Raw genomic sequence first — 25,226 nt, forward strand, 5'->3', positions numbered from 1 at the left:
TAAACAAAGAAATTACTTACATGAAAGGGTTTAAATAATGGCAACGATAAAAGATGTAGCAAAGCTTGCAAACGTCTCCACGGCAACAGTTTCAAGGGTGCTAAATAATAATGGATATGTAAATAAGGATACAAAAGAACGTGTGACAAGAGCAATTAGGCAATTGGACTATCGACCTAATGATATTGCTAGAAGTTTGTTCAAAGGGAAGTCCAAAATGATTGCGTTATTTGTACCAGACATTATGAATCCGTTTTTTCCAGAGCTAGCTCGTGCAGTAGAAGATATAACAAATAAACATAATTATACATTTGTACTATGTAATACTGATGATGATCTTGAAAAAGAGATAACGTATCTAAATGCATTACAACAGAAGTCAGTTGATGGTTTTATTATTGTTTCAAGTAATTTAAAGGAAGATTATCTTCATAATATGAATGCCCCTGTTGTTGCACTTGATCGGATTGTTAGTAAGCAGTTATCTTCTGTTACGGTTAATAATCGCGAAAGTGCTAGGGAGGCAACGAATTATCTGAAAGCAATTGGCTGTAAACGAATTGCGCATATATGCGGACCGGACTATGCGATGAATACATTGGAACGACTTGGTGGCTATTTAGATATAGTTAAAAAAGAGAAATGGTTTCTATCAAGCTATGTTGTTTCTGGTGAATATAACTATGAAAAAACAATTGCAGTAACGAAAGAATTACTTACTAATCATCCAGAAATTGATGGTATATTTGCAGCAAATGATAAGATGGGAGTAGGAGTAATAAAAGCAGCAGAAGCATTAGGTGTGAAAATACCAGAGGAATTGGCGGTAGTTGGATTCGATGGAATAGCTATGGGGGAGACAACTACCCCTTCGTTAACAACGATGGAGCAGCCGATTTATGATATTGGGGCACAGGCTGCAAAGCTTTTATTGGAGCATATTCATGACTCAAATCGTAGCATTGAGCAAGTCAACCTAAAGACAAAGTTAATAGAGCGTGATTCAACTAGAAAACGGAGGTAAACTGCAAATGACTAATAAACCAATTGTAACCATTATAGGTAGTATTAATATGGATTTAACGATAACTACACAGACGATGCCTATGCAAGGAGAAACGGTGCTTGGAAAGCATTTTTCAACATTTCCAGGTGGTAAAGGTGCGAATCAAGCCGTTGCGGCAGCAAGACTTGGTGCTAATGTTAACATGATTGGAATGGTAGGTGCGGATGCCTTTGGAGATAAACTTTCTAAGCATTTACGGAAAGAGGGTATCAATGATTCGGGCATATCAATTGATAACGAAGCGTCAACTGGGATCGCTAATATTATTTTATCGGAAAATGATAATCGAATTATTGTTGTACCTGGTGCGAATTATAGTCTATCACCGAATATTATAGATCAACATCGTCATTTGATAAAGGAGAGTGATGTTGTTCTTGTACAATTGGAAATTCCAATGGAAACAGTTAACTATACCGTGCAAGTAGCGAAAGAATTTCAGGTTCCAGTTATTTTAAATCCTGCTCCGTATCAAGATTTACCTGATGAGCTGCTAGAATTAGCAACCTATTTGACCCCAAATGAAATAGAAGCAGAAGCATTGAATAGTAATCCATTATTTATGAAGATTCAAGAAAAAATAATCATGACACAAGGAGAGAAAGGTGTCCATTATTTTCTAAATGGGAAGGAGTACCATATTCCAAGTTATCAAGTTGGTGTCAAAGACACAACAGGTGCAGGTGACACATTTAATGGTGCACTTGCTACCCAACTCGGCCAAGGACATTCTCTTCCTGAAGCAATTAGATTTTCAACTGCAGCTGCAGCATTATCTGTTAGTAAAATTGGTGCACAAGGTGGGATGCCGACGAAGCAAATGGTTGAACAGTTTTTGCAAGAAAGAGGTAGCGTTCAATAAATTTAACGAATCTTTAGTGGAGGTTTTATGGTCTATCGACGGTACGAATTTCATTCGTACAATTGTATCTTTGAAAGTACACAGAGGCGATTTTAGTGTATCTTATCGGGAATTTTCGGATAATTAATCCTCCACTAATCCTTGATGACTCCTGTTAAAGTCTTGAAGTCGGTGTCATCTTACACATAGATGTGAGATGAAAATTGTAAGGATTAACCATTTAACTAGGAGCAGAGTTATTTAATATCAATTGCTGGTACAGCTGTACATAGAGGCTTACCCTCAAATGAGATAGTCTTCGTTTCTAACAGTAGATTACTAGACATAGGCTGGTAGTTGTATTTTCTACAAGTACGCATACGATTGTAGCACCACATAAGTAGGTATCTTTTTATACCATGGGGGGATGAGAATGAAGGCATCACCAATCATAGAAATGGCTAATATTGATAAGTATTTCGCAGGCAATCCTGTTTTAAAAGCAGTTGATTTTCAAGTGTTACCTGGTGAAATTCATGCACTTATGGGAGAGAATGGGGCAGGCAAGTCTACGCTAGTAAAAATATTAACTGGTATTTATAGACGAGATCAAGGTGTAATAAAATGGAAGAATAAAGAAGTTGTTTTTAAGAATCCGAAACAAGCTGAACAGAACGGAATTATTGTAATTCATCAGGAATTAAATATTATTCCGCATTTAACTGTTTCACAAAATTTGTTTTTAGGAAAAGATATTACATATGGTAAGACAGGTATACTTAATAAAAAAGAAATGCACCAACGTACGAAGCGACGTTTATATGAGTTAGGGGTAACGAACATTCACCCAAATGATATAGCGGGCAATTTATCGATAGGCAAGCAGCAACTGGTGGAGATTGCTCGGGCTTTGGCGGCGAATGCAGAGATGATCATTATGGATGAACCAACCGCAGCCTTAACGGAACGTGAGATAGAACGGTTATTTCATGTAATCCAGAAACTCAAAAATCAAGGTGTTAGTATAATTTATATTTCTCATCGAATGGAAGAAATTTTCGATATATGTGATCGCATTACGGTACTAAGAGATGGTCAAACCATTGGAACAAAATTAATCGCGGATACATCTTTTACTGACATAGTAAGAATGATGGTGGGAAGGGAATTGGGAGATCGTTTTCCTGAAAGAGTAAACGTTCCTGGTAAAGTGATCTTTGAAGTAGAAAATATATCAAAAGAAGACCTGTTTGAAAATATTTCTTTTTCTGTAAGAAAGGGGGAAATTCTTGGAATAGCAGGTTTGATGGGGGCAGGCCGTTCAGAAGTAATGGAAGCTATTTTTGGTTTTAGTAACAAGGACCATGGTGCAATTAGAATAAATGGAAAATTAGTAACAATTAAACATCCAAGAGATGCAATCGAAGCAGGAATTGGTTTTATAACCGAAGACAGAAAATCTAAAGGACTAATCATGCATGCACCGATTAGAGAAAATATTGCATCAGCAAATTTGAAAGCGATATCAACATATGGTGTTATCGTAAATTCAAAGGAAACATTATTAATTGAAGCATTAATAAATAAATTACAAATTCGAGCTATAAGTAGTGAGCAGGAGGCGAAGTCGTTAAGTGGTGGAAATCAGCAAAAAGTTGTTCTAGCAAAATGGTTAGGAATTAACCCAAAGATTTTAATATTAGATGAACCTACTAGGGGGGTGGATATTGGGGCAAAGAAGGAGATTTATAAAATTATCAATGAGCTTACTAAAAGTGGTGTTGCTATCATAATGATTTCATCTGAGCTTCCCGAAATATTAGGTATGAGTGATCGAATTATGGTAATGCATGAAGGGAAAATAGCGACGTTTTTAGATAGGCAGGAAGCGAATCAAGAGAGAATTATGGCAGCTGCGACTGGAGGTGTAAGGCATGACTCAACTTACTAGATTTAGCTTAGCAAAAATCGGCCCTCTATTAGGATTGGTTGTAATCACATTTATCTTAGGTATACTGAGTGATAATTTTTTTACGCTAGATAATATTTTAAACCTTCTTAGACAAGTATCCGTAAATGCACTTATTGCATTTGGCATGACCTTTGTCATCCTAACAGCAGGTATTGATTTGTCTGTAGGTTCTATTTTAGCTTTGGGAAGTGCTTTAACGGCAGGGCTACTGACAAGTGGTATGGATCCGTTATTGGCAGTATGCATGGGCTTAGTTATTGGGCTCATTTTAGGTGCGGTAAATGGCATTATTATTACAAAAGGAAAGGTTGCGCCATTTATTGCCACACTTGCAACAATGACAATATACAGAGGAGCTACGCTTGTATTTACAGATGGTAAGCCGATTACTGGATTATCAGATAGCTTTCTATTTGAAATGATTGGAAAAGGTTATGTGTTTGGAATTCCCTTTCCAGCGATCGTTATGGTCATTATGTTCTTTCTTCTTTATTTTATCCTTCAACAGACCGTGTTTGGTAGACAAGTTTATGCAGTTGGGGGAAATGAAGAAGCTTCTACCTTATCTGGAATAAAAGCAGATCGAGTGAAAATCTGGGTTTATTCGTTGACGGGTATGCTATCTGTCTTAGCTGGAATTATAATTACAAGTCGTTTAAATTCCGCACAGCCAACTGCTGGAAGCATGTATGAGTTAGATGCGATTGCAGCAGTTGTCATTGGAGGTACCAGCTTAGCTGGAGGGAGGGGGAGAATCACTGGAACGTTAATAGGTGCTTTAATAATTGGAGTCATCGATAATGGTTTAAACCTATTACATGTTTCTTCATTTTATCAGCAGATTGTAAAAGGCGTTGTTATTTTATTAGCAGTCTTACTAGATAGGAAGTCACCCTAAATTGGAAAATAGTATTAAATACAACCATTTATAAAAAATTCTAAGAAAAGGTAGGGGAAAAAACTATGATTACTTATTTTAAAAGAATAGGAGTTATTACACTAATACTACTTTTATTAGCAGCTTGTTCAACAGAAGCACCTGGTTCAGCGAATGAAACAGAGGAGAATACGGATAAACAGGGTGAGGAAGGTGTAAAAGTTGGGTTCTCTGTCTCTACATTAAACAATCCATTTTTTGTAACTTTACGTGACGGTGCGAAAGCAGGGGCAAAGGAAGCAGGTTATAAATTGGTCACGGTTGATGCTCAAAATGATCCATCCACTCAACTGAGTGATATTGAGGATTTATTACAGCAGGATATTGATGTATTGTTAGTGAATCCAGTTGATTCGAGTGCTATAGTTTCAGCTATTGAATTAGCAAACGATAAAGAAGTTCCAGTTATTACGGTTGATCGAAGCGCTGAAGGTGGAGAGGTTAAAACACATATTGCTTCTGATAATGTGAAAGGGGGAGAAATGGCAGGAGAGTTTATTGCAGAGCAATTAGGAGAAGCGGGAAATGTTGTTGAATTGGAAGGAATCGCAGGTGCTTCAGCAACTCGTGAACGTGGAGAAGGTTTTCATAATAGGATTGATCAATTAGATAAAGTTGAAATAGCTGCTAGTCAGTCTGCTGATTTTGATCGGACAAAAGGGTTAGCTGTTATGGAGAATATCATTCAAAGTGTAGGCGATTTTGAAGCTGTATTTGCCCATAATGATGAAATGGCATTAGGGGCAGTAGAGGCATTAGCAGCACAGAACTTATTAAAAGATGTTATTGTTGTTGGCTTTGATGCGACGGATGATGCGGTAGCAGCTGTAGAAGAAGGAACAATGGCTGCAACGATCGCCCAACAGCCAGAACTAATTGGTGAGCATGCAATTGAGGCCGTGGAAAAAATAATAAATGGAGAAGAAGTGGAGGCTTTTATCCCTGTCGAGCTACAATTAATAACCAAATAAAAATGTAATTTATCCTATCTACAAGAATTTCATTACAGGGAACTGTACCCCAGCTTGTTAAAGGGGCAGTTCCTATTATAATGGTTTAAAAACCCATGACTATGCCGGTGGGTACTAGTGAGCCTATAGCCATGGAATGGTAAGTATCATACTTCGGTAGTTGTCAAAATTTACGAAAGCTACGCTCACCTTTTCTATTTTTTATACAGCCATTTTTAAGAATTGTCTTTTTGGAACCCGTAGCTCCTATGGGGTTTTTATAGCAAGTATGCTGTGTGAATATTATAATCATATCCCTTTCCATGATCCGAAGTATCTTACTTACTATGATCGTTATTTTGAATGAGATGCTTGGCTATCCTTAAACTTTCTCTATAAGCAAATATGGTTTAGAATAATGAAAAGAGGAAAATAATGACTATGCAAGATGATTTAGCTAAGCATATTTGTACAGGAGAGATAAAGTGAGGTAGGAGTAATAGTCATGTATAAAAACTCAGAACGATTTTTGACAGCATTTAACCGAATTGAGAAGTTGCTACGAGCTTTATTAATACATAAAAAAGACGTCGGCTTTTCAAAAGCTGTAAAAATATTAAGAAATTCGAATGCTTTAGTACGGACGTACAGTGATGATTTATTAGAGTTTGCTGAATTAAGAAATGCAATTGTTCATAATAAAATCGACATGACGCATGCAATAGCCGAGCCACACGATACAATTGTTGAACGAATTGAAGAAATAGAGAAAGAACTAAGTGAACCAAAACGTGTAATTCCTCTATTTTCTAGAAGTGTTTATTGTTATCAATTAACGGACCCATTAAATAAGCTGTTAACCATTATTCATGAGAAACAATTGTCAAAATTCCCGGTATATCAGGGAGAGGAATTTAAAGGTCTGCTCACTCAAAAGGGCATTACTAACTGGCTAGCCGGAAGGAAAAATCAGGACAAGCTTAATGGAAGTTGTGCGCTGGAAGAAGTCCTTCCATTTGAAAATCAAGATAACACTCGATTTATTCATCAGGGAACGACAATTTACGAAGCAATTGAAATCTTTAAAGAGCATACAAGTAAAGGAGAGCGACTGGAGGCATTGCTAATTACGAGAAATGGCAAGCCATCGAGCCACCTACTAGGTATTATTACAACATGGGATATATTAGAAATTTCCTAATGTCAGAATTTAATTAGAAAGCGTGATGCAGAAATGGACTTCGTATCTATTGATTTCGAGACAGCGAACGAAAAGCGATCTAGTCCTTGTGCGGTTGGGATTGTCGTTTCGGATGGAGAAAATATTACGGACGAATATTATAGCCTTATTAATCCCATGATGAATTTTCGTTCTATGAATATACAAGTACATGGGATTAGGGAAGATGATGTAATCGATGCTCCGACATTTCCTGAAATATGGTCAACGATTCATCAATATTTATCAAAAAGTGTCGTGATTGCACATAATGCTAGTTTTGATATGAGCGTGATCAGGCATACGCTAGACCATTTTCAACTTACTTACCCTGAAATAAATTATCTTTGTACGGTAGCTATTTCTAAAAGTATGTGGCCCGGTTTATACAATTATAAACTAAATACATTAGCAGAATATCATAAAATAATGTTTAACCACCATAATGCATTAGAAGATGCGAGGGTTGCAGCACGCGTGTTTTTAGAGGCGATAAAGGTAAGTAAGACAAACTCAATGGAGCAGTTTTTAGAACGATGTCACCTACAAACAGGAAAAATCTATGAACGTGGCTATCATGCACCTAAAATGAAAAGATCTCGACAACGTAAGCAGATCTTCATAAAATAAAGACTTTGTTCTTATGAGGCTGAGACAAAAGAATGAAGAAACAAACGAACGATGATTAGTTGAAATTAATTATCGCTCGTTTTTTGATTAGAATCATTCATTTAGCACCTGAAATAAGCGAGACTCCGGCGGGAACAGCACGCGTCCGGAAATCCACTTGGTAACGTGACTTTCTTTACCAAGTTAACTGAGGCCTTGCCCGCGGAAAGCGCTTATAGTTTCACGGTACGGCTATGCTACTCCTATTGATAACATGACTATTCGTATTTTGAGTAAAGAAGTTGTATTTTGTCCAGCCTCTTTTTTATTGTCTCGGAAATTAAAGGAAATTATAAAATTAGCCTATGTGGATAAATAAGGACGTGATGAGCCGTGTCCAGCCCCAGCTCCCAGAAACGAGGCTACTTCATGAATCGCCCTAATCTCATCATCGGCTCTTAAGCTCACCGTGATTCCTTAATCTCCGTTGACTCACTCCAATCGCTACGTTTCTAATCGGCCGCTGGCGCTTTTGTTATCCCACGTATAACTGGAAGTAGTGTTTTTCATAACGAACTACTAGTCCGTATAAAAGGGTAAATTGGACTGGTAGTTCGCATATATGTTAGCTTGCTTTTAGTAATTATCTGAATTAAAATAAAAAAAAGAATATTCAGCTAGTGGAACATTCATCATTTTACCATTTGAGGAGTGGGATAATGAGAACACAAACAAATGTGCATGATGGACTAGGGAAAATTATACAGCAGGCGAGAAGAAATACGCTGGGGGATATACTTGCGCGAACCACAGATCGATTCCCAGCTAAAATAGCGATCACTTACAAAGGTAAGGAAGTAACTTATCAGGAATTAGATAATATAGTTAATCAAACAGCTCATGCTTTTATCGCTGATGGTATGAAGAAAGGCGACATGATTACATTAATGTCAAAAAACAGCTTAGACTTTATTGTAGTAAACTTTGCTCTTGCGCGAGTCGGTGCTGTTTTCATTCCAATTAATTATATGCTAGGTAAAGAAGATGTTTCGTATATTCTAGAACATGCAGGATCTATAGGTTTGATTGCTTCAGATGAATATGTAGATTTACTCGATCAGGCTTCAGAGCAATTGCATATTCAAATTAAGTACCAATTGGGTGCTGTTCATGTGATGAGAGAAGGATGGAAAGCATTTAATGAAATAAGGATAGGACAGCCTATATCTAGAGTTGAAAATGAAGTTTATGATGAGGATCTCTGCCATGTGCTTTATACAAGTGGAACAGAATCACGACCAAAGGGTGTTATGCTTACACATAAAAGCATTGTCAGTGAATATGTAAGCTGTATCGTTGATGGGAAAGTGGAAGCAGATGACGTTTTTATTCATGCACTGCCACTCTATCATAGTGCACAGCTTCATGTGTTTTTAGGTCCAAGTATTTATGCAGGCTGTAGCGGCGTGGTACTTGATAAAGCTAGCCCTGAAAAAATTTTAAAAACAGTTGAGGAATCAGGGGCAACGCAGCTTTTTTGCCCACCAACTGTTTGGATAGCACTACTAAGACATCCTGATTTTAATAAGCGTGATTTATCCACATTACAGAAATGCTATTATGGAGCTGCTATTATGCCAAAAGAGATTCTAAGAGAATTATCCGAACGCTTACCTCATGCGAGACTTTGGAATTTATACGGTCAGACAGAGGTAGCTCCCTTAGCAACAGTCTTGCAACCAGAAGACCAACTACGTAAGCTTGGTTCAGCAGGATTACCGTCATTAAATGTACAAACGAAAATAGTTGATGAGAACGATCAAGAAGTGGCTCGAGGAGAAATTGGCGAAATTGTTCATCGGACGCCGCATGCAATGGTCGGATATTTGCACGATCCTAATAAAACAAAAGAAGCATTTCGTAATGGCTGGTTCCATAGCGGTGACCTAGGTGTCATGGATGAGGAAGGATATGTAACGATTATTGACCGGAAGAAGGATATGATTAATACTGGGGGCGTAAACGTATCAAGTCGTGAAGTAGAGGAATTGATATATCAATTGGATGGTGTATCAGAGGTCGCTGTTATAAGCTTACCAGATCCGTATTGGATTGAAGCTGTGTCCGCCATAATTGTACCAAAAAAAGATAGCGTTTTAACAAGGGAAATAGTGGAAGCATATTGTAAAGATCGTCTATCTACATTTAAAATTCCAAAATATATTGCATTTACAGAGAACCTACCCAAGAATCCTAGTGGAAAGGTGTTGAAGCGATCTTTACGAGAACAATATCAAGGATGGAGCGAAAATAGTAACGAATAGAAGCATACAATTTGAAAAAAAATGTAACACTATGAATGGAGGTGTTGTAATTGGCTAAAGATAAAGATCAGTATAGTAAACGGCAGGTACAAAGTAGTGTAAATCCACAAGGTTTATCAGAGGATGCTCAAGAACAACGTCCAAAATCTCAATTGGAACAGCGAGCAAAAAAGAAGAATACAAAAATCTAAGAGGTGAGAAAGATCGATCATACGTTAGATTATTTAAGAGAATCGTTATCTAACTATATAAATAATGATACTTGTCGGCAAATCGTTCGAAAGCTCGAACGAGGCAACTATGCAAATGAGTTGGATTTTGTTAAGAGAATAAGTGAAGAGGAAATGACTTATTTAAATGATGTATTGGAAAATGAAATTGCTTATGCTAAATCGGTTCAATACGACAGAAGAGTAAAAGAATTGACAGAAGTGTATGAGCAATTATTTTGAAAAATCTGATATAAAATAGGGATAATTTCCCATTGAAAAATAGCGAGATAACATATAAAATGTTATTACAAGCTACATTGTACGTATTAAATTAAGTTTTAACCTCTAATGTAGGAATAGGGAGTTTTATATCGAAATTTAAATGCCGTGCCGTCAAAGAACGGAAGGCAGGACAGTTTCTGCAAACACCCACTTAGCGAAGTGGTGGTTTAAAACTTTTTATGACAAATACGGCAAATGTGGCCTGTTATATTTTATAATTAAACTAGACCAGTTTCAGTAGAATGAAACTGGTCTTTTGGTATGTCATCACATTTCATGTATGCCGAATCGATTCGCTAGAAGCTGTTGAAAAACAGTTGGGTTTATTTCTTGCTTGTTCTTTATTCCCTGTCTGATTTCTGTAATTGTATCTTTCGTTAATGTAATATGTCCTTCTTCTGTTAATTTCGTTACTAATATGGAACGGTTAAACGGTGATCGTTCATCCTTCGTTATGATTTCTTTCACTTTCGTAAGATATTCTTCATCAACTGCATCAAGCGTGAAGGTATAGCTGGCTTCGATTTTTCCATTGGTTATTTTTTCTAATGCGTAGATGGCTTTATCATCATGCTGTTCGACGATCCGATAGTTACCAGTTCTCGAGGAGATCGTTTCCCCTGTTAACGGAATAGGTTGTAACGCTAAATGTGATCCAAACCCTACATCAACAATGTAGGTTCTCTCATCATACGTTAAAATAGTAGAGATATGTGTACCTTGTAGTCCGTTTTTTGGAACGATAACGGATGCAGCTATCATTTTTACGTTATACCCCACTTCTCGGAGAACATAGTAAAATAATGGATTTAACTCATAGCATAGCCCGCCTCGGGGATTATCTAATAATTTCTGCTGCAACGTATGTTTACTGACTTGGCTTCTCTCATTATTTATGACATCTAAATTCTCAAATGGAATATGTTTAGCAAATTGAAACATAAGAGTGGGTATGTCGTTGAAGCTTATATGAGTACTACCATTGTACTTAATCCGTTTAAAAAATCCGTTAATAAAATGATTCATGCTAAAACTCCTTCGCTCAGTGGTTACTCATCCATCATATATGTTATACAGCAATTATGAAATGCTAGTGACTTACCTAGATAAAAAAATACGATACAAGTCGATTTGTCATCCGTATTATCTTTTAATTCACCCATGATGTATGCTAGAAATTGGGAGGGATACTATGACTTTTCAATACGTAAAAATAGATCATGTGCAATTGGCCGCACCTCGTAATTGTGAACAAGAAGCAATTGCATTTTATCACGGCATTCTAGGGTTTCGTATTCTAGAAAAACCAGATACACTTCAGGGAAACGGAGGAGTTTGGTTCCAAGCAGGTGATGTGCAGCTGCATATTGGAATAGACGAAGCATTTTCACCAGCTCGTAAAGCACATCCCGCCATTTCTTTAACGAATTTAGAGGCGTTGAGCAACCACCTTTCAACAAATGGCATACCTGTGATTCATGATAGTCGATTACCTGGGGCAAATCGTTTTTATTTGTCTGATCCATTTGGTAACAGAATTGAATTTCTAGAATGGAAATGATTACCCTATCAAAATTATTGGAATCTTAGTTATATTAGATTAGGGGTTGTTTATTCATAGTCACATGCTATACTAAATACATTCAAATATTCCTATTTTCATATAATAGCAGGAATAAGGCCTGCAAGTTTCTACCGGTTTACCGTAAATAAACCGACTATGAAAAACTACTGGAATGATTAGACTTTGTTCTTTAAACATTGTCTTATCGTTTTTTCGACATTTTATAGTTCGAGAACCAGTTCCGTTCATGGTCAACACGGAAATGGGTCTCGGACTTTTTTGTAGTCTAGGAAATTATAAAATTTGACCCTATGGATAAATAGGTGCGTGTGGAGCTGCGTCCCGACCAGCTCCAGTGCCCAGAAACTAGGTGACTTCACGAATTGCCTTAATCTAAGTCATCATCGGCTCGCAAGCACACCGTGATTCCTTTATCTCTGTTAAATCGCTCCAGTTGCTACGTTTCTATTCGGGCGTTTGCGCTTTTGTTCTTTGGCTGGTTTCTATAGGTTTGTTGTGTTTAACGAAGTAAGAATAAGACATATGCGCTAAGCTATGATACACGTAGATTCCTTGAATATACACACATATTTCCTATGTGTCATATAATCTTGTTCAGTGTGAAGTTTATGATGGGCATCGTTTGCGTATTCTGGCTACGGACTAACCAACAATAATTTGTACAAAAAGTACCTTTTATTTGAATCTTACACCATTTGCTAGAAAGGAAGATATACATGGACGTTTTAAAGCAAAAAATCTTATCAGAAGGGAAAGTCTTATCAGACACTGTATTAAAGGTTGATTCTTTCTTAAATCATCAAATAGACCCCGTGCTTATGCAGGAAATTGGCAAAGAATTTGCTCAGCGCTTCAAAGGTTTCGATATCACCAAAATTTTAACATTGGAATCCTCTGGGATTGCACCAGCTGTAATGACTGGATTAACACTAGGTGTGCCAGTTGTATTTGCTCGAAAAAGAAAATCATTAACGTTAACGGATCATTTGTATTCGGCAGAAGTATATTCCTTTACGAAAAAAGAATCAAATGAGATTTCGATCTCTCAGGATTTTATTTCAAGTGAAGATACGGTTTTAATCATGGATGATTTCTTGGCAAATGGACAAGCGGTATTTGGTATGATTGATATTTTAAAGCAGGCAAAGGCTCGAATTGCTGGAATAGGAATAGTTATAGAAAAAGGTTTCCAAGAAGGCGGCAAAAAAATTCGCCAACAAGGATATCACGTTGAGACTCTCGCAAATATCGCTAAATTATCTGATGGCAACGTGACATTTAAGAAGGAGGAAACGTGCATATGAAGAATGCAGCTCTAGGCTTTCAACACCTGTTAGCTATGTATGCAGGGGCTATTTTAGTTCCGCTTATTGTTGGCGACGCACTTGGACTAACTTCTGAGCAGTTAACCTATCTTGTTGCAATTGATATTTTAATGTGTGGTATTGCAACAATACTACAGGTACTCAATAATCGCTTTTTTGGAATTGGTCTTCCTGTCGTGCTAGGCTGTACGTTTACTGCCGTAGGACCTATGATTGCAATCGGTGGGCAGTTTGGTGTTTCTGCTATTTATGGTGCTATCTTAGTGTCTGGATTAGTCGTGATTTTAATTAGCGGAGTTTTTGGTGGCTTAGTACGTTTCTTCCCGCCAGTGGTTACCGGTTCTGTTGTGACGATTATAGGGATAACACTTATTCCTGTAGCTATAAATAATATGGGAGGTGGAGAAGGAGCAAGTGATTTTGGCTCCTTAGTGAATATTTCCTTATCTTTTGGTACATTATTGTTTATTATTCTTCTATATCGATTCACAAAAGGATTCATTCAATCTATCGCTATTTTATTAGGATTAATCGCGGGAACCATCGTTGCTTCTTTTTTAGGGAAGGTTGATTTACAATCTGTTGCAGAAGCATCCTATTTTCATATGCCTCATCCATTTTATTTTGGTATTCCGACTTTTGAATGGTCAGCCATTCTTACGATGATACTTGTCGCTATTGTCTCATTGGTAGAATCAACAGGAGTTTATTTTGCGTTAGGGGATATGACTGAACGTAAATTAAAAGGGAAAGATCTTGCAAAAGGATATCGAGCGGAAGGATTAGCTATTCTATTAGGGGGTATATTTAATGCTTTCCCATATACTGCTTTTTCACAAAATGTAGGGCTAATGCAAATAACAGGTGTTAAGAAGAAAAACGTCATTATGATTACTGGAACCATGTTAATTATTCTTGGTTTCATCCCAAAAATTGCTGCATTAACGACAATCATTCCATCGGCAGTATTAGGTGGAGCAATGATTGCTATGTTTGGTATGGTAATATCTCAAGGGATTAAAATGCTAGGTTCAGTAATTACCGAGTCATCGGAAAATGCAATGATTATTGCTTGCTCCGTGGGTATGGGATTAGGGGTAACAGTTGTTCCTGAATTATTTGCTAAACTACCAGATAGTATTCAAATCCTAACAAGTAATGGTATTGTAGCTGGAAGTGTAACAGCTATTTTGTTAAATATTCTATTTAACATGATCCCTCATCGAAAAGAAAGCAAAGCAGTTATTTTAAAAGAACAAGAAGCGTAACATCTTCAAAACTACGCCATACTAAAAAAGGTGTACGAAAATGACCGATGAAAGTCCGGCAAGGGGTTTCATTGGTCATTTTTTATTATAGAGTGTAGTCCATATCTCGCGTGAAAATTGGTGTAAGATACTTGTTTTACCGTAGTAATGGTAGCTCACCAGTTCTCCTTTATTGTAAAAAACGAGAAATCTGTTAGAATGGAAGGTACTTTTTCATGTGGAATTCGGCCGTCAACAAGGATGATGCTCAACTAATCCTGCAATTTTAATAGGAAAAGGGGGAATACGGATTGAAGCAGAAAAACATAGAAAATATGGAAGAAATAAATAAATTGCCGATCGTTATTGTGCTTATCACAGGTGCTTTTTTAGCAATTTTAAACCAAACACTGTTAGCGACGGCAATCCCTCATATAATGGAGGACTTAGAATTAACAGAAAATACGGCACAATGGGTTACAACGATTTTTATGTTAGTTAATGGAATTATGATACCCATTACCGCTTTTCTAATCGAAACATTTACAACGAGGCGTTTATTTATTACAGCAATGAGCACCTTTGCAATCGGCACATTCATATGTGCAATCTCACCAAATTTTTTCATACTTATGACAGGAAGAGTTGTTCAGGCAGCAGGAGCAGGTATTATGATGCCATTAATGATGACAATTTTTCTACTTATCTTCCCTATCGAGAAGAGAGGAACTGCAATGGGTACTGTAGGATTAGTTATTGGTTTCGCTCCTGCATTAGGGCCGGTTGTCTCAGGCTGGCTAGTGGAGCAATTTCCGTGGCGATCTCTATTTTATATTGTATTGCCATTAGCTGTCATTGATGTAATTGTCGCTTATTTTGTAATGAAAAATATAACGAAACGGACCTTTCCTAAGGTTGATATCCTATCTATTATAGTTTCAACGTTAGGATTCGGAGGTATTCTTTATGGATTCAGTAGTGCAGGAAACACTGGCTGGTCAGATAGTGTAGTTATTTTGTCATTGCTGGTAGGAACAATTTCATTAGTTATTTTTATTACTCGGCAGTTTACCTTGGCACAGCCAATATTAGAGTTTCGCGTGTTTAAAAATAAGCTATTTACAATCACGATGATTATTGGCATGATTGGTTTTATTGGTTTAATTGCAGCTGAAACGATTCTCCCTATCTATATGCAAAACATGGCTGGGTACTCAGCTTTTGAATCAGGGCTGATGATCTTACCTGGTGCCCTTCTTATGGGAATTATGTCACCAATTAATGGGAGGATCTTTGATCGGTTCGGTGCAAGATATTTGGTTATTATCGGATTATTACTTCTAACCATAACATCCTTTTTATATACGAGACTGACACCAGATACTTCGTTACCTTATTTAACAATTGTTTTTGCCATTCGAATGTTTGGAATATCGATGATCATGATGCCTTCTACTACAGCGGGATTAAATCAACTATCACATCGTTTAATCCCACATGGTTCTGCAATGACAAATACAATGCGTCAAGTAGCTGCTTCCATCGGCACCGCATTGTTAATTACAATAATGACAGCTACCGCATTGAATAGTGGAGAAAGTGCTTCCGCATTAGAACAAATTCATGGGGTAAACATTTCCTTTTATGTAGCTACCGGTTTATCCTTGTTTGGCCTGGTTCTAGCATTCTTTATTAAAGGGACAACACCTGCAGAGGATAGAGCGAAATTAACCACAGAAAGGGAATCCGAAAGGTGAATCTGTCTCATATTAGTGATGAATAACTGGCAGTAATAACCCCACGTTTCACTTTATTGACTTTCTGAGGGGTTAGATAGAAGAAAGGCTTTGATAGTCATTGTTCATGAGAAGTATGATTTTTTAGATATGAAGCTGCCCTTTTGGCGCAGCTTCATTTTTTTTAAAAGTTAAGAAAGTATAAAATCAGTGCAATGACTGCGTTAAGCCAAGTAGTTATTTTGAAATGTTTGATGTATATTGGCAATGCTCCGACTAATTGCTTCGCTTTCCGCGGGCACGGCCTCAACTAACTTTGCAAAGAAGAACACGTTGCAAAGTGGATTTTCGGCTCGCGCTAATCCCGCAGGAGTCTACGTAATTAGTCTCCGCTATGAGAAGGTGCAACAATTCTTGTCATAAGTAATAGGTTGACTTTTTTACAATGGGTAAAGTGAAAATCGTTATCCGTGAGTATAAAAGCAGCTGTGTTACTTCATGCTAGCGTTGTAGAGCCTGATAATAGCGAAGGCCGGCTACTTCAACTCCTGTGGGAAATGTTTGACCTGAAGATCCACTTTTTTGAGCGGGTTTTGCTAAAAAAGTTAGCTGAAGGACAAACCCCACGGAAAGGGAAGTGGGCAGCCGGAGTGGAGGTCAAGCAGTAGCTATTATTCCATAATAGCTACTAGAGGAAGCGTAAATCTGAACATTTAGTGATAAGGACTGAGCGAATTTTGCTCAGTTTTTCTAAATGTTTTTGAAAACCCTTGGCTGTGCCCGCGGAAAGCGCGTATAGTTTCACGATGCGGCGATGATACTCCTATTAATAATATGATTATTCGTATTTTGAGTAAAGAAGTTGTGTTTTGTACCAGTCTCTTTGATCAGAAAACTTAGTCCTATAATGGCGTTTTTGACGATCAGAAATGACGCTACTTCATAGCATCCAGACTATAATTGCTCTTTAAGTTAATGGATAACGGGCATGACATTAAGCTTAAAGCCAACTATAATAAGTAGCAAAGGAATAAAAACAGAGGCGAATAACTCTATACCAAACTGGCGACTTGAAGTTCCATAGATCGATTAAGAATAACGGTAAAGAGGCTAGGATATTAAAAGCGATAGATTCATCATTTTTCCTGGCATTCAGATTTCTATCATCATAACAAAACAACAATAATTTTGGTACAATTATGAAAATAAGCAGTAAAAAATGTTAATCTTAGATGTATACAGATCGCTTCAATTACGTTACGCTCGGGTATAGGTTGAAAAAGGAGAAATAGATAACTAATGGAATTATGAATGAGCGCCCTTTTACAACAGATAGGGGGTACATACATGGCAAAACTTCACATCAAACATACGCTAATCGATGAAGCATCAATAGAGGAAGTAATCTTGAGAAACTATCCGATTAAAGATTTACATTACTGTGTTTTGTTAACGAGCGGTTTGAATGACCTCCTACATCGTTAAGGGAGATGAAGGGACATATGTATATCGCGTTTATCGTCATCAGTGGAGGGATAAGCCCGCCATTCAGTTTGAACTAGATGTCTTGCAACATTATATAGTAGCCGATTTAAATTATCCAAACCGATGTTAAATAAAGACGATACATTATTAAGAGGATTTACTAAATAAACCGATAACTCGAATTCTCCCCGTAATAAGGCATTTTCTTGGTGGTGAATCGGCGGCATTATTATGTAAAGTTGTAAATGAAATAAAAGAGGAATTGGCTGAGAAAAATTTGGAAATAGGTCTTTGTCATGGAGCTTTTCATAATCATCATTTGAATAATGGAGAATTAGAAGTATTTGACTTTGATTTTACTGCAATTGGCTACAGATCTTATGATGTCGCAGTTTCTTGGTGGAATTTATTACATAACGATAAGCGTCAAGAACAAGAATGCTGGGATAGCTTCCTACAAGGATACCTCTCACAAAGAGAATTGACTAAAGATGATCTTCAGAGTGTTCCGCTATTTACACTATACGCAGAATATGGCTGTTAGGCACAATGCTTGCTAATGGTGATGTGTGGGGGACAAATTGGTTAAATAAGAATGCTTTAAAATTGTTTTTGTTACAGGTTCAATCAGATCGAATAAAGGAAGAATCTAGTAGTAGTCAATAGACAAGTTATTTATTATATAAAGGAGTGAAGGTAATTTGGAAGCATTACCGACATGGTTTTTGGTTATTTATTTTAGTTTTATTATTTTCAATTTAGTAACTGCAATTATTAGTAATATTCGAGATAGATGGATACCCTTTGCATATACGACCATTATTTTAACTATCGCTATTCCTTTCATTAGTTTTATTTATTCGGTTGAAAGACCTGTGGAAGTGAATCCAATAGCCTATATTTTCTCGCAAATGGCAAATGGAAAAATAACAGCAATCCTACTAATTATGGGTCATTTATATTTACTATTCTGGTTCATTCTATATATGAAGGATAGCTTCGGTAAACAGTTAGTAAAATACTACCGAACGATTGTCAAAAAAATACAGGATAAGGGTTTTCTTAATAGAGAAAAGTCAAGTTAAGAAGTTGAAATAAGATTAGAGGTGCATCTATGCGAATTTTATCTTTAGCAGTCATACTATTATTATTATTTCTAATAGGCTGTGATGTAAGCAAATCAAATTCAAATTTTTATTTATCCTTAATGGGAGAAAGCGAGAATTGGAGATTAAAAAACTACGAGATTGAATTAACAGATCAGACATTTCGAGCAGGAAATGGAACTTTAGATATGAAAGGGCAAGAGAAGTATGTAACAGATACATTTTATATAGAGGTCCATGCGGTTATTAATGAAAAAGATAATATTATTCAGGCCTCTGTTAAAAATGGCAAGGTTGACATTTCAGAAGAGCGAACTGGCTCAACCAAAGGTGATTCTCTTGTTAATCATGAAGGTAAACCTATATCATTAGAAGAAATCAACAATATTTATGTAGTACTAGAATGGTGGGACGATCGGAAAAAGAAAAAAGTAAAGGAAGTAATTGAATTATATCGTTCAAGCAGTGAATGGACTTGAAGTTCCATTTAATAAATGAGGAAGGAGAAATTCATTGACTATGTTAATGCTCGGAGGATTTTATGTGGGGGATGCGCTACTACAGTTGTTCATGTTCGTTCTAATTTTGAGTATTGCTTTTCTTCTAGTGAAAGGTATTAAAATGTACGTTACAAAACAAAAGCGATTAGCGCGTATTGAAGAAAAAATTGATAAATTAATGTGCGACAAGGTCGATAAGTAGTAAGGAAGAATGCTCTCATGTAAGCGTAGCTGGATAACGATCAACCGTTTTCATAAACTTTTTCGTAATGGTACATCCATATCTATATATGATATATCAGAAAGCTAGTGGATGATAATGAGGTCTTCTACTAGTTTTTTCGTTTATCTAGATAAGTATTGTATGTGCATACTAGAAAGTAAACAATAAGGAGTGTAGTCATTGGACCTAAAGAATCAGCTAACATCATTTCAACCAATCGTACCGAAGCGGCCGAATGTACTTATATTAGGATCGATGCCCGGAGGTATATCGTTAGAGAAGCAGCAATATTATGGTAATCCTCGTAACCACTTCTGGAAGATCCTTTTCACACTATTCAATGAACCGTTTTTGGAGAGATATGAGGATAAAATTATCTTTTGTAAACAGCATGGTATTGCGCTTTGGGATACAATTGCGACATGTTATCGTAAAGGAAGCTTAGATGCAGCAATTAAGGAGGAGGTTCCTAATGACATTATTGGATTTATAGCTAAACACCCTTCCATTAAACTAATAGCCTGTAACGGTGGGAAGGCTTATGACATACTTCATAAGCATTTCTCAATAGAAACCATACCCCATGTCACTGTTTTGAAACTTCCATCCACTAGCCCTATACCAGGACGCTATACGAAAACGTTTGAAGGAAAAGTAGAAGCATGGCGAGTGATTCTTTCATATATTAATGATTAACGTATTTATGATGTAGATAGTCAAATATCCATGTTTTTTGTCGATTATCTATGTAAAAATAGGGTATAATAAAAGTAAATAGATATTTAAAAGTACTTTGTGTGAATCATGAATATTTTTCATCGTTTTGTAATAGGATTAAATTGGTTGTTTAACTGGGAACGGTACCGCAAATGAGTCGCAAGCGGCAACTTGCGACTCAGACAGTTATCCGCAAGGGGCGGCGACTTCGTTACAAAGGACAGCAAATCCTTGTTAACTCCGTCGGCAGGGTGATTACTTGTTTTCTCGGCTATTAACAATCAACAATACAAGCGTTGCGAACGAAAACATCAACTCAAGCGTCTTGTCAATTGGAATCACAAATTTCAGCCCCTTTCCCTTAGGGGATTACCAGTCGCCAAGTAAAGAGAAGCAGTTTGCTTAGCTTCCATTCTACACCCTGCAAGTCCTGTCCCCACCATTATACTACAATCCGTGTAAAAATTGTGGAAATTATTAGGAAATGGTATAAAATTCACAGAGTTCTGTCTATTACGTATAAACTTCCTATTGATTTTTGGGGCATGAATAGGGGTGAAGCCCTGTGTAACAAGTAGGAGTAAAGGGTTTCATATCAAACGAAAGCTTGTATATTTAAATGGAGAAAATGAGTAATTTGCCTTATTTTCTGTGATAATTCTAATAATTTTCTTGAAATATTTTTTACAGCTTCGTATACTAAATGTTAAATCTTTAAATCAATAGTAAATTCCATTTTGAACAATGGCCAAGAAGCTGTGTGTGTGCTGAAGTATTTTATATTGTAAATTAGTAGGTATCAACGAGGTATGGTACTCGTTACAACGCTAGAGTATGAGTTTATATTATACTTTATGAAGCTGTATGTGTGAGCGTACAGCTAAAATAAGGTGATACCACGTAATGAAACGTCCTTATCAAGTAATTGATAGAGGCGTGTTTTTTTATAGTCTAGGAATTTATAAAATTAGCCCATGTGGATGTGTGTGTGCAGCTCGAGCGCCCAAAAGCGAGGTGATTTCATGAATCGCCCTAAGCTAAATCAGTATCGACTCGCAAGCTCACCGTGATTCTTTTATCTTCGTTGATTGCTCCAGTCGCTGCGTTTCTGCTTTAATTAAATATGGAGGGATTCAGATGTGTAAGCATTTAGTATTACAAACAGATTTTGGTATTGGTGACGGAGCTGTAAGTGCAATGTATGGGGTTGCTATTTCCGTTGATCCTGAGTTACGAATATTCGATCTAACCCATGATATTCCACCATACAATATTTGGGAGGCTTCTTATCGCTTATACCAAACCATTACATATTGGCCAGAAGCAACCATATTTATATCTGTTGTAGACCCTGGTGTTGGAACAGATAGATTAAGTGTCGTTGTTAAGACGATGGATAATAAATACATTGTGACACCAAATAATGGTACATTAACCCATATTAAAGAACATCTAGGTATTGCTGAGGCACGTGTTATTGATGAAAAAATAAATCGTTTACCACGTTCTGGTCATTCTTATACATTTCACGGACGTGATGTTTATGTTTACACAGGAGCAAGGCTTGCTTCTGCAATCATAGATTTTGAGGAGGTTGGCCCAAAAGTAGATGTTGATGTGATTATTCGTATGCCTAAGCCAGAAGCTAAAATAGAAGAGGAGATTGTTAAAGGGCATATTGACATCTTGGACATCCGTTTTGGTAATCTGTGGACGAATATTAATCGTACACTGTTTGCTGAGGCGGGGATTAGATATGATGATGTACTCGATGTTACCATTACGAATCATTCACAACAGGTCTATAAAAATAGCATGACATTTAGCCAGTCATTTGCAAAAAGTCGGTTAGGAGAGCCATTGGTGTATGTGAATTCCTTAGATAAATTAAGCATCGCACTAAACCAAGGTTCATTTGCTAAAACCTATCAGATAGGGACAGGAGAGAATTGGGAAATTTGGATTACGAAAGTATCATCTACGTAAAATTATGACTGAATGAAGCAGATTGGAGTGAAATAAAACAGCCTATTCAAATAACATGAGAATAGTGAGCTATGCAGTTAGCAATACGTATGATTAAGATGTAGGTATCGAAAACGAGCTTACCAAGTGGATCTTCGGACTCGTGCTGTTCCCGTCGGAGTCTCGCATATTTCAGGTGCTAAATGAATGATTCTAATCAAAAAACGAACAATAATTAATTTTTGAAGTGGTGCCCCCTATCAAGTAGACAGTGGAAATAATAAAAACTGACTTAAGCGGTTTTAGCTCTAAATTCGATAGAGCTAAGGCCGTTTAGTTGTTTTTGATATCTATCATCATTGTAGAAAGAAGAAGCCCTGTTTTTTATTCGAATTCGTAATCCCTGAGCTTTGATCGGGCTTTCTTTCACTCCTCACTATAACTTAAAAAAGAAATAGTGGGTAAGATCACTCGTCGATGACCTTACCCACTAATCTTAGTATGTTTTTATTTTTGAAATAGCATACTGTGCAGGAGCTTGTTACGTCAAAATAAGGATTGGTAGAACTGTTCATTAATTTGTGACATATGTCATAGTTCCTTATGCTGTAAGTGTTTTATACTTTTAGTAAGTGACTATAAAAAAGAAGGTGAATGGCTTGGAAGTGATATTAAATCAATTTGATTTTACGACAAAATGGAACGGTGGTATTTTACTGCTCGTATTGTTTTTAATTAATATCTATCTTTTTTTGCTACCTAAGGGAAAAGAAGATTCGATTAAAAAAACAATACTATTTATAAGTGGGTTAGTCGGGTTATTCATTGCTCTCGGGACACCTGTAAATATTTTAGGTAGAGTTACGTTTAGCTTTCATATGATTCAATTAGTTATGCTCTTACTCGTTGTTCCTCCACTCTTAATAGTTGGGTTTAAGAAAGGAATATTGGAAAAGATTCCTTCCATAGCACCTGTTCAAAAAGGATTGTATTGGTTGACTAATCCTTTTATTAGTTTGTTCTTATTCTATGGGATGTTTTATCTATACCATCATCCCCCTATTTTTGATTATGTAAAAGTTGACTATTATTTAAATTATTTTTATTTGTTTGCATTATTTTTTGCAGCGATCTTATTATGGTTGCCACTTCTATCAAAAAATGCCCTCATGGCAAAAGCAAAACAAAGGTATTGTTTAGCAAATATCATTCTAATTATTCCGTTGTTTTTGATTTATCTCTTGTCCAAAGAAAGTTTATATACCGTATATACAGATATTGGTATGCTTACGGCTGCCTTAGAGTACTGTATACCGGATTGGGATACATTGCCAAAGGAATTTTTCGCAGAACTCCTACCATTTAATCCACTTAACGAACAAAAAATCGGTGGAAGTATACTAATTAGTGGTCATGCTGTCGTGTTTGGTGGTGTAATGATTAAAAATTTTCGTGTAAAAGAAAATTAAAAATATGTTCTAATAAGCAAAGATATTTGTTATCTTTAATTTATCCCACATATAACTGGCAGTAAGACCCTCACTTCAAGCATTAAAGTAAAACCAATATGGATAAGGTGGATGATCGACTGCCAGTAAATGTCCGATTGGTTTAAAGGCCTTTAGGTACCCTTTAGATACTATTAATCCGTGAGGGGTAAACAAAACCCACATCGATTGAAGTTTCACTCATTCATTTACACAATGTCATCCTTCTTATCGCAGAAGCATTCTTAAAAAGTAAAAAAATGTATGACATGAAAAGAAAGACAATCCCTAGAGAAGCAAGTTGGTGGAAAAAATTATTGAAATATGAGCTTAGCTTTGGAAAAGGTTGGAGTAGAAAAATGATGTACTTTTGGATAAGAGGTTCTTTCATCAGCGGTTTTTGGGTACTTTTTATAGTTCAGGATAGTACCAACATTGCTGTAAGTCTTCTTGCGTTTGCTATAAGTTTTGCTTTATTCTGTTTACTTTCATTAAATCGAGCCCTGCTTACTCATTATCTTATATTATCAGTAATTGGGTTATCCCATGGATGGGTGATGATGGAATCTTTGCTACCGATTCTTTATTTACAAATGTTGGCAATTGATGCGAGCTATCGTCTCTCTACAAAAAATTTATATTATTATCTATTATTTAATGGAAGCATGTCCATTCTTTATGCGTACTCGTTAGGAGATTTTTTCATTGAAATCATCATTAGTACTGTTTTATGTATCATTCTTATTTTATCTTTAAATCATCACGTGGTGATGCGACACGAGCAAAGAGAGTTGTATGATCAATTATTGGGAGAATATCGTAAATCGAAACGTTTAAACCTTTCTGCACAACGAAATGCACGCTTGGAGGAAAGAACAAAAATTGCAAGAGATATGCATGATTCTGTTGGTCATCGATTAACAGCTTTGATTATGAAATTAGAAATGTTATCCATAACACATCAGGATGCAGATTATCAGGATTTAAAAGAGATGGCAATGAAAAGTCTGGAGGAAACTAGACAGGCAGTATCGGCATTACAAACAGAAGAGCATGAGGGTATTTCTACAGTTGTCCATTTAATTCGCAAATTAGAAGCAGAAAGTCATATGCTTGTTCAATTCACAGTGAAACAGGGTGTCTTATCCATACCGTTAACCAATCAAAAAAGTGTTGTTCTATACCGTGTTATTCAAGAAGCATTAACAAATGCAATGCGACATGCCCAGTCACGGGAAGTCGACGTTACCTTAGGAAAAGCAGCTACTGGAGCTGTTTCATTTGAAATTAGTAATGCTGTATTTGACTCTGAACCGTTCACTGAAGGGTTTGGATTAACAAATATGAAAAAACGGGTGGATGAAGTTAAGGGGAGTATGGAAATATATCGCACAGAAAAGAAATTCATTGTTTCTGGAATGATACCTGTTTAGTAAAG

Annotated in this window: 25 protein-coding genes, 1 other RNA gene and 1 riboswitch; of the genes, 25 read left to right on the forward strand and 1 reads right to left on the reverse strand. The window is 36.5% G+C overall.

Going from position 1 to position 25,226, the window contains the following annotated elements:
• Positions 1-37 precede the first annotated feature (37 nt).
• From D9782_RS11360 to ssrS, 11 genes are all read left to right on the forward strand, one after another.
• A complete protein-coding gene (locus D9782_RS11360; protein ID WP_026682688.1) occupies positions 38-1,024 on the forward strand; it encodes a LacI family DNA-binding transcriptional regulator in 987 nt (328 codons plus the stop codon).
• Positions 1,025-1,031: 7 nt separating this feature from the next.
• Positions 1,032-1,928, forward strand: coding sequence for a ribokinase (gene rbsK, locus D9782_RS11365; RefSeq protein ID WP_121604803.1), 897 nt, complete (start codon positions 1,032-1,034; stop codon positions 1,926-1,928).
• 412 nt (positions 1,929-2,340) lie between these two features.
• Positions 2,341-3,858, forward strand: coding sequence for a sugar ABC transporter ATP-binding protein (locus D9782_RS11370; protein ID WP_121604804.1), 1,518 nt, complete (start codon positions 2,341-2,343; stop codon positions 3,856-3,858).
• Positions 3,842-4,777: an ABC transporter permease subunit gene (rbsC, locus tag D9782_RS11375; protein ID WP_121604805.1), complete on the forward strand. Its 936-nt coding sequence runs from the start codon at positions 3,842-3,844 to the stop codon at positions 4,775-4,777. Before D9782_RS11370 ends, rbsC begins: the two co-directional genes overlap by 17 nt.
• 65 nt (positions 4,778-4,842) lie before the next feature.
• Complete coding sequence (gene rbsB, locus D9782_RS11380) at positions 4,843-5,787, forward strand: ribose ABC transporter substrate-binding protein RbsB (protein ID WP_121604806.1); 945 nt, start codon at positions 4,843-4,845, stop codon at positions 5,785-5,787.
• A gap of 484 nt (positions 5,788-6,271) precedes the next feature.
• The gene (locus D9782_RS11385) at positions 6,272-6,967 is read left to right on the forward strand and encodes a CBS domain-containing protein (RefSeq protein WP_121604807.1); all 696 of its coding nucleotides are present in this window, start codon (positions 6,272-6,274) and stop codon (positions 6,965-6,967) included.
• 33 nt (positions 6,968-7,000) lie between these two features.
• The gene (locus D9782_RS11390) at positions 7,001-7,615 is read left to right on the forward strand and encodes a 3'-5' exonuclease (RefSeq protein ID WP_121604808.1); all 615 of its coding nucleotides are present in this window, start codon (positions 7,001-7,003) and stop codon (positions 7,613-7,615) included.
• Positions 7,616-8,313: 698 nt separating this feature from the next.
• Entirely contained in the window at positions 8,314-9,918 is a 1,605-nt protein-coding gene (locus D9782_RS11395) for a fatty acyl-CoA synthetase (RefSeq protein ID WP_205388375.1), read from the forward strand.
• Positions 9,919-9,968: 50 nt separating this feature from the next.
• Positions 9,969-10,109, forward strand: a complete 141-nt coding sequence (gene sspL, locus D9782_RS11400; protein ID WP_080668749.1) for a small, acid-soluble spore protein L — start codon at positions 9,969-9,971, stop codon at positions 10,107-10,109.
• A gap of 3 nt (positions 10,110-10,112) precedes the next feature.
• Positions 10,113-10,370 (forward strand): sporulation protein, encoded by a 258-nt coding sequence (locus D9782_RS11405; RefSeq protein WP_371413948.1) that lies wholly within the window; start codon positions 10,113-10,115, stop codon positions 10,368-10,370.
• 66 nt (positions 10,371-10,436) lie between these two features.
• Positions 10,437-10,620, forward strand: a non-coding RNA gene (ssrS, locus tag D9782_RS11410) — 6S RNA.
• Positions 10,621-10,679: 59 nt separating this feature from the next.
• Here ssrS and D9782_RS11415 read toward each other — a convergent pair.
• Entirely contained in the window at positions 10,680-11,438 is a 759-nt protein-coding gene (locus tag D9782_RS11415) for an arylamine N-acetyltransferase family protein (protein WP_121604809.1), read from the reverse strand.
• Between the two features lie 166 nt (positions 11,439-11,604).
• On the opposite strand from D9782_RS11415, the gene D9782_RS11420 reads away from it, so the two are divergent.
• The 14 genes from D9782_RS11420 to D9782_RS11480 all read left to right on the forward strand — a co-directional run bounded on the left by D9782_RS11420 (position 11,605) and on the right by D9782_RS11480 (position 25,221).
• Positions 11,605-11,973, forward strand: a complete 369-nt coding sequence (locus D9782_RS11420; protein ID WP_026682698.1) for a VOC family protein — start codon at positions 11,605-11,607, stop codon at positions 11,971-11,973.
• Positions 11,974-12,051: 78 nt separating this feature from the next.
• Positions 12,052-12,153, forward strand: a riboswitch (purine riboswitch).
• 560 nt (positions 12,154-12,713) lie between these two features.
• A complete protein-coding gene (locus D9782_RS11425) occupies positions 12,714-13,301 on the forward strand; it encodes a xanthine phosphoribosyltransferase (protein WP_026682699.1) in 588 nt (195 codons plus the stop codon).
• The gene (locus D9782_RS11430) at positions 13,298-14,590 is read left to right on the forward strand and encodes a nucleobase:cation symporter-2 family protein (protein WP_026682700.1); all 1,293 of its coding nucleotides are present in this window, start codon (positions 13,298-13,300) and stop codon (positions 14,588-14,590) included. Before D9782_RS11425 ends, D9782_RS11430 begins: the two co-directional genes overlap by 4 nt.
• 314 nt (positions 14,591-14,904) lie before the next feature.
• Entirely contained in the window at positions 14,905-16,326 is a 1,422-nt protein-coding gene (locus D9782_RS11435; RefSeq protein WP_121605871.1) for an MDR family MFS transporter, read from the forward strand.
• Between the two features lie 449 nt (positions 16,327-16,775).
• Positions 16,776-16,973, forward strand: a complete 198-nt coding sequence (locus D9782_RS11440; RefSeq protein ID WP_121604810.1) for a hypothetical protein — start codon at positions 16,776-16,778, stop codon at positions 16,971-16,973.
• 679 nt (positions 16,974-17,652) lie between these two features.
• On the forward strand, positions 17,653-17,790 hold the full coding sequence (locus D9782_RS22895; protein WP_161629260.1) for a hypothetical protein: 138 nt from the start codon (positions 17,653-17,655) through the stop codon (positions 17,788-17,790).
• Between the two features lie 262 nt (positions 17,791-18,052).
• Complete coding sequence (locus D9782_RS11445; protein ID WP_162986385.1) at positions 18,053-18,334, forward strand: phosphotransferase; 282 nt, start codon at positions 18,053-18,055, stop codon at positions 18,332-18,334.
• Positions 18,335-18,491: 157 nt separating this feature from the next.
• Positions 18,492-18,875 carry a hypothetical protein gene (locus D9782_RS11450; RefSeq protein ID WP_026679964.1) on the forward strand — a complete coding sequence of 128 codons (384 nt, stop codon included), beginning with the start codon at positions 18,492-18,494 and terminating at the stop codon, positions 18,873-18,875.
• A gap of 29 nt (positions 18,876-18,904) precedes the next feature.
• On the forward strand, positions 18,905-19,375 hold the full coding sequence (locus D9782_RS11455) for a hypothetical protein (RefSeq protein WP_121604812.1): 471 nt from the start codon (positions 18,905-18,907) through the stop codon (positions 19,373-19,375).
• A 34-nt stretch (positions 19,376-19,409) separates the two neighbouring features.
• Positions 19,410-19,598, forward strand: a complete 189-nt coding sequence (locus tag D9782_RS11460) for a DUF4083 domain-containing protein (protein ID WP_121604813.1) — start codon at positions 19,410-19,412, stop codon at positions 19,596-19,598.
• Between the two features lie 201 nt (positions 19,599-19,799).
• Positions 19,800-20,315 (forward strand): DNA-deoxyinosine glycosylase, encoded by a 516-nt coding sequence (locus D9782_RS11465; protein ID WP_121604814.1) that lies wholly within the window; start codon positions 19,800-19,802, stop codon positions 20,313-20,315.
• Positions 20,316-21,473: 1,158 nt separating this feature from the next.
• Positions 21,474-22,322, forward strand: coding sequence for an SAM hydrolase/SAM-dependent halogenase family protein (locus D9782_RS11470; RefSeq protein WP_121604815.1), 849 nt, complete (start codon positions 21,474-21,476; stop codon positions 22,320-22,322).
• Positions 22,323-22,966: 644 nt separating this feature from the next.
• Complete coding sequence (locus D9782_RS11475; protein WP_240455857.1) at positions 22,967-23,770, forward strand: cytochrome c oxidase assembly protein; 804 nt, start codon at positions 22,967-22,969, stop codon at positions 23,768-23,770.
• 287 nt (positions 23,771-24,057) lie between these two features.
• On the forward strand, positions 24,058-25,221 hold the full coding sequence (locus tag D9782_RS11480; RefSeq protein ID WP_240455728.1) for a sensor histidine kinase: 1,164 nt from the start codon (positions 24,058-24,060) through the stop codon (positions 25,219-25,221).
• The last annotated feature ends 5 nt before the right edge of the window (positions 25,222-25,226 follow it).

This window comes from Virgibacillus sp. Bac332 (genome assembly GCF_003667785.1).
In the GTDB taxonomy this organism is placed as follows: Bacteria; Bacillota; Bacilli; order Bacillales; family Amphibacillaceae; genus Virgibacillus; species Virgibacillus salarius.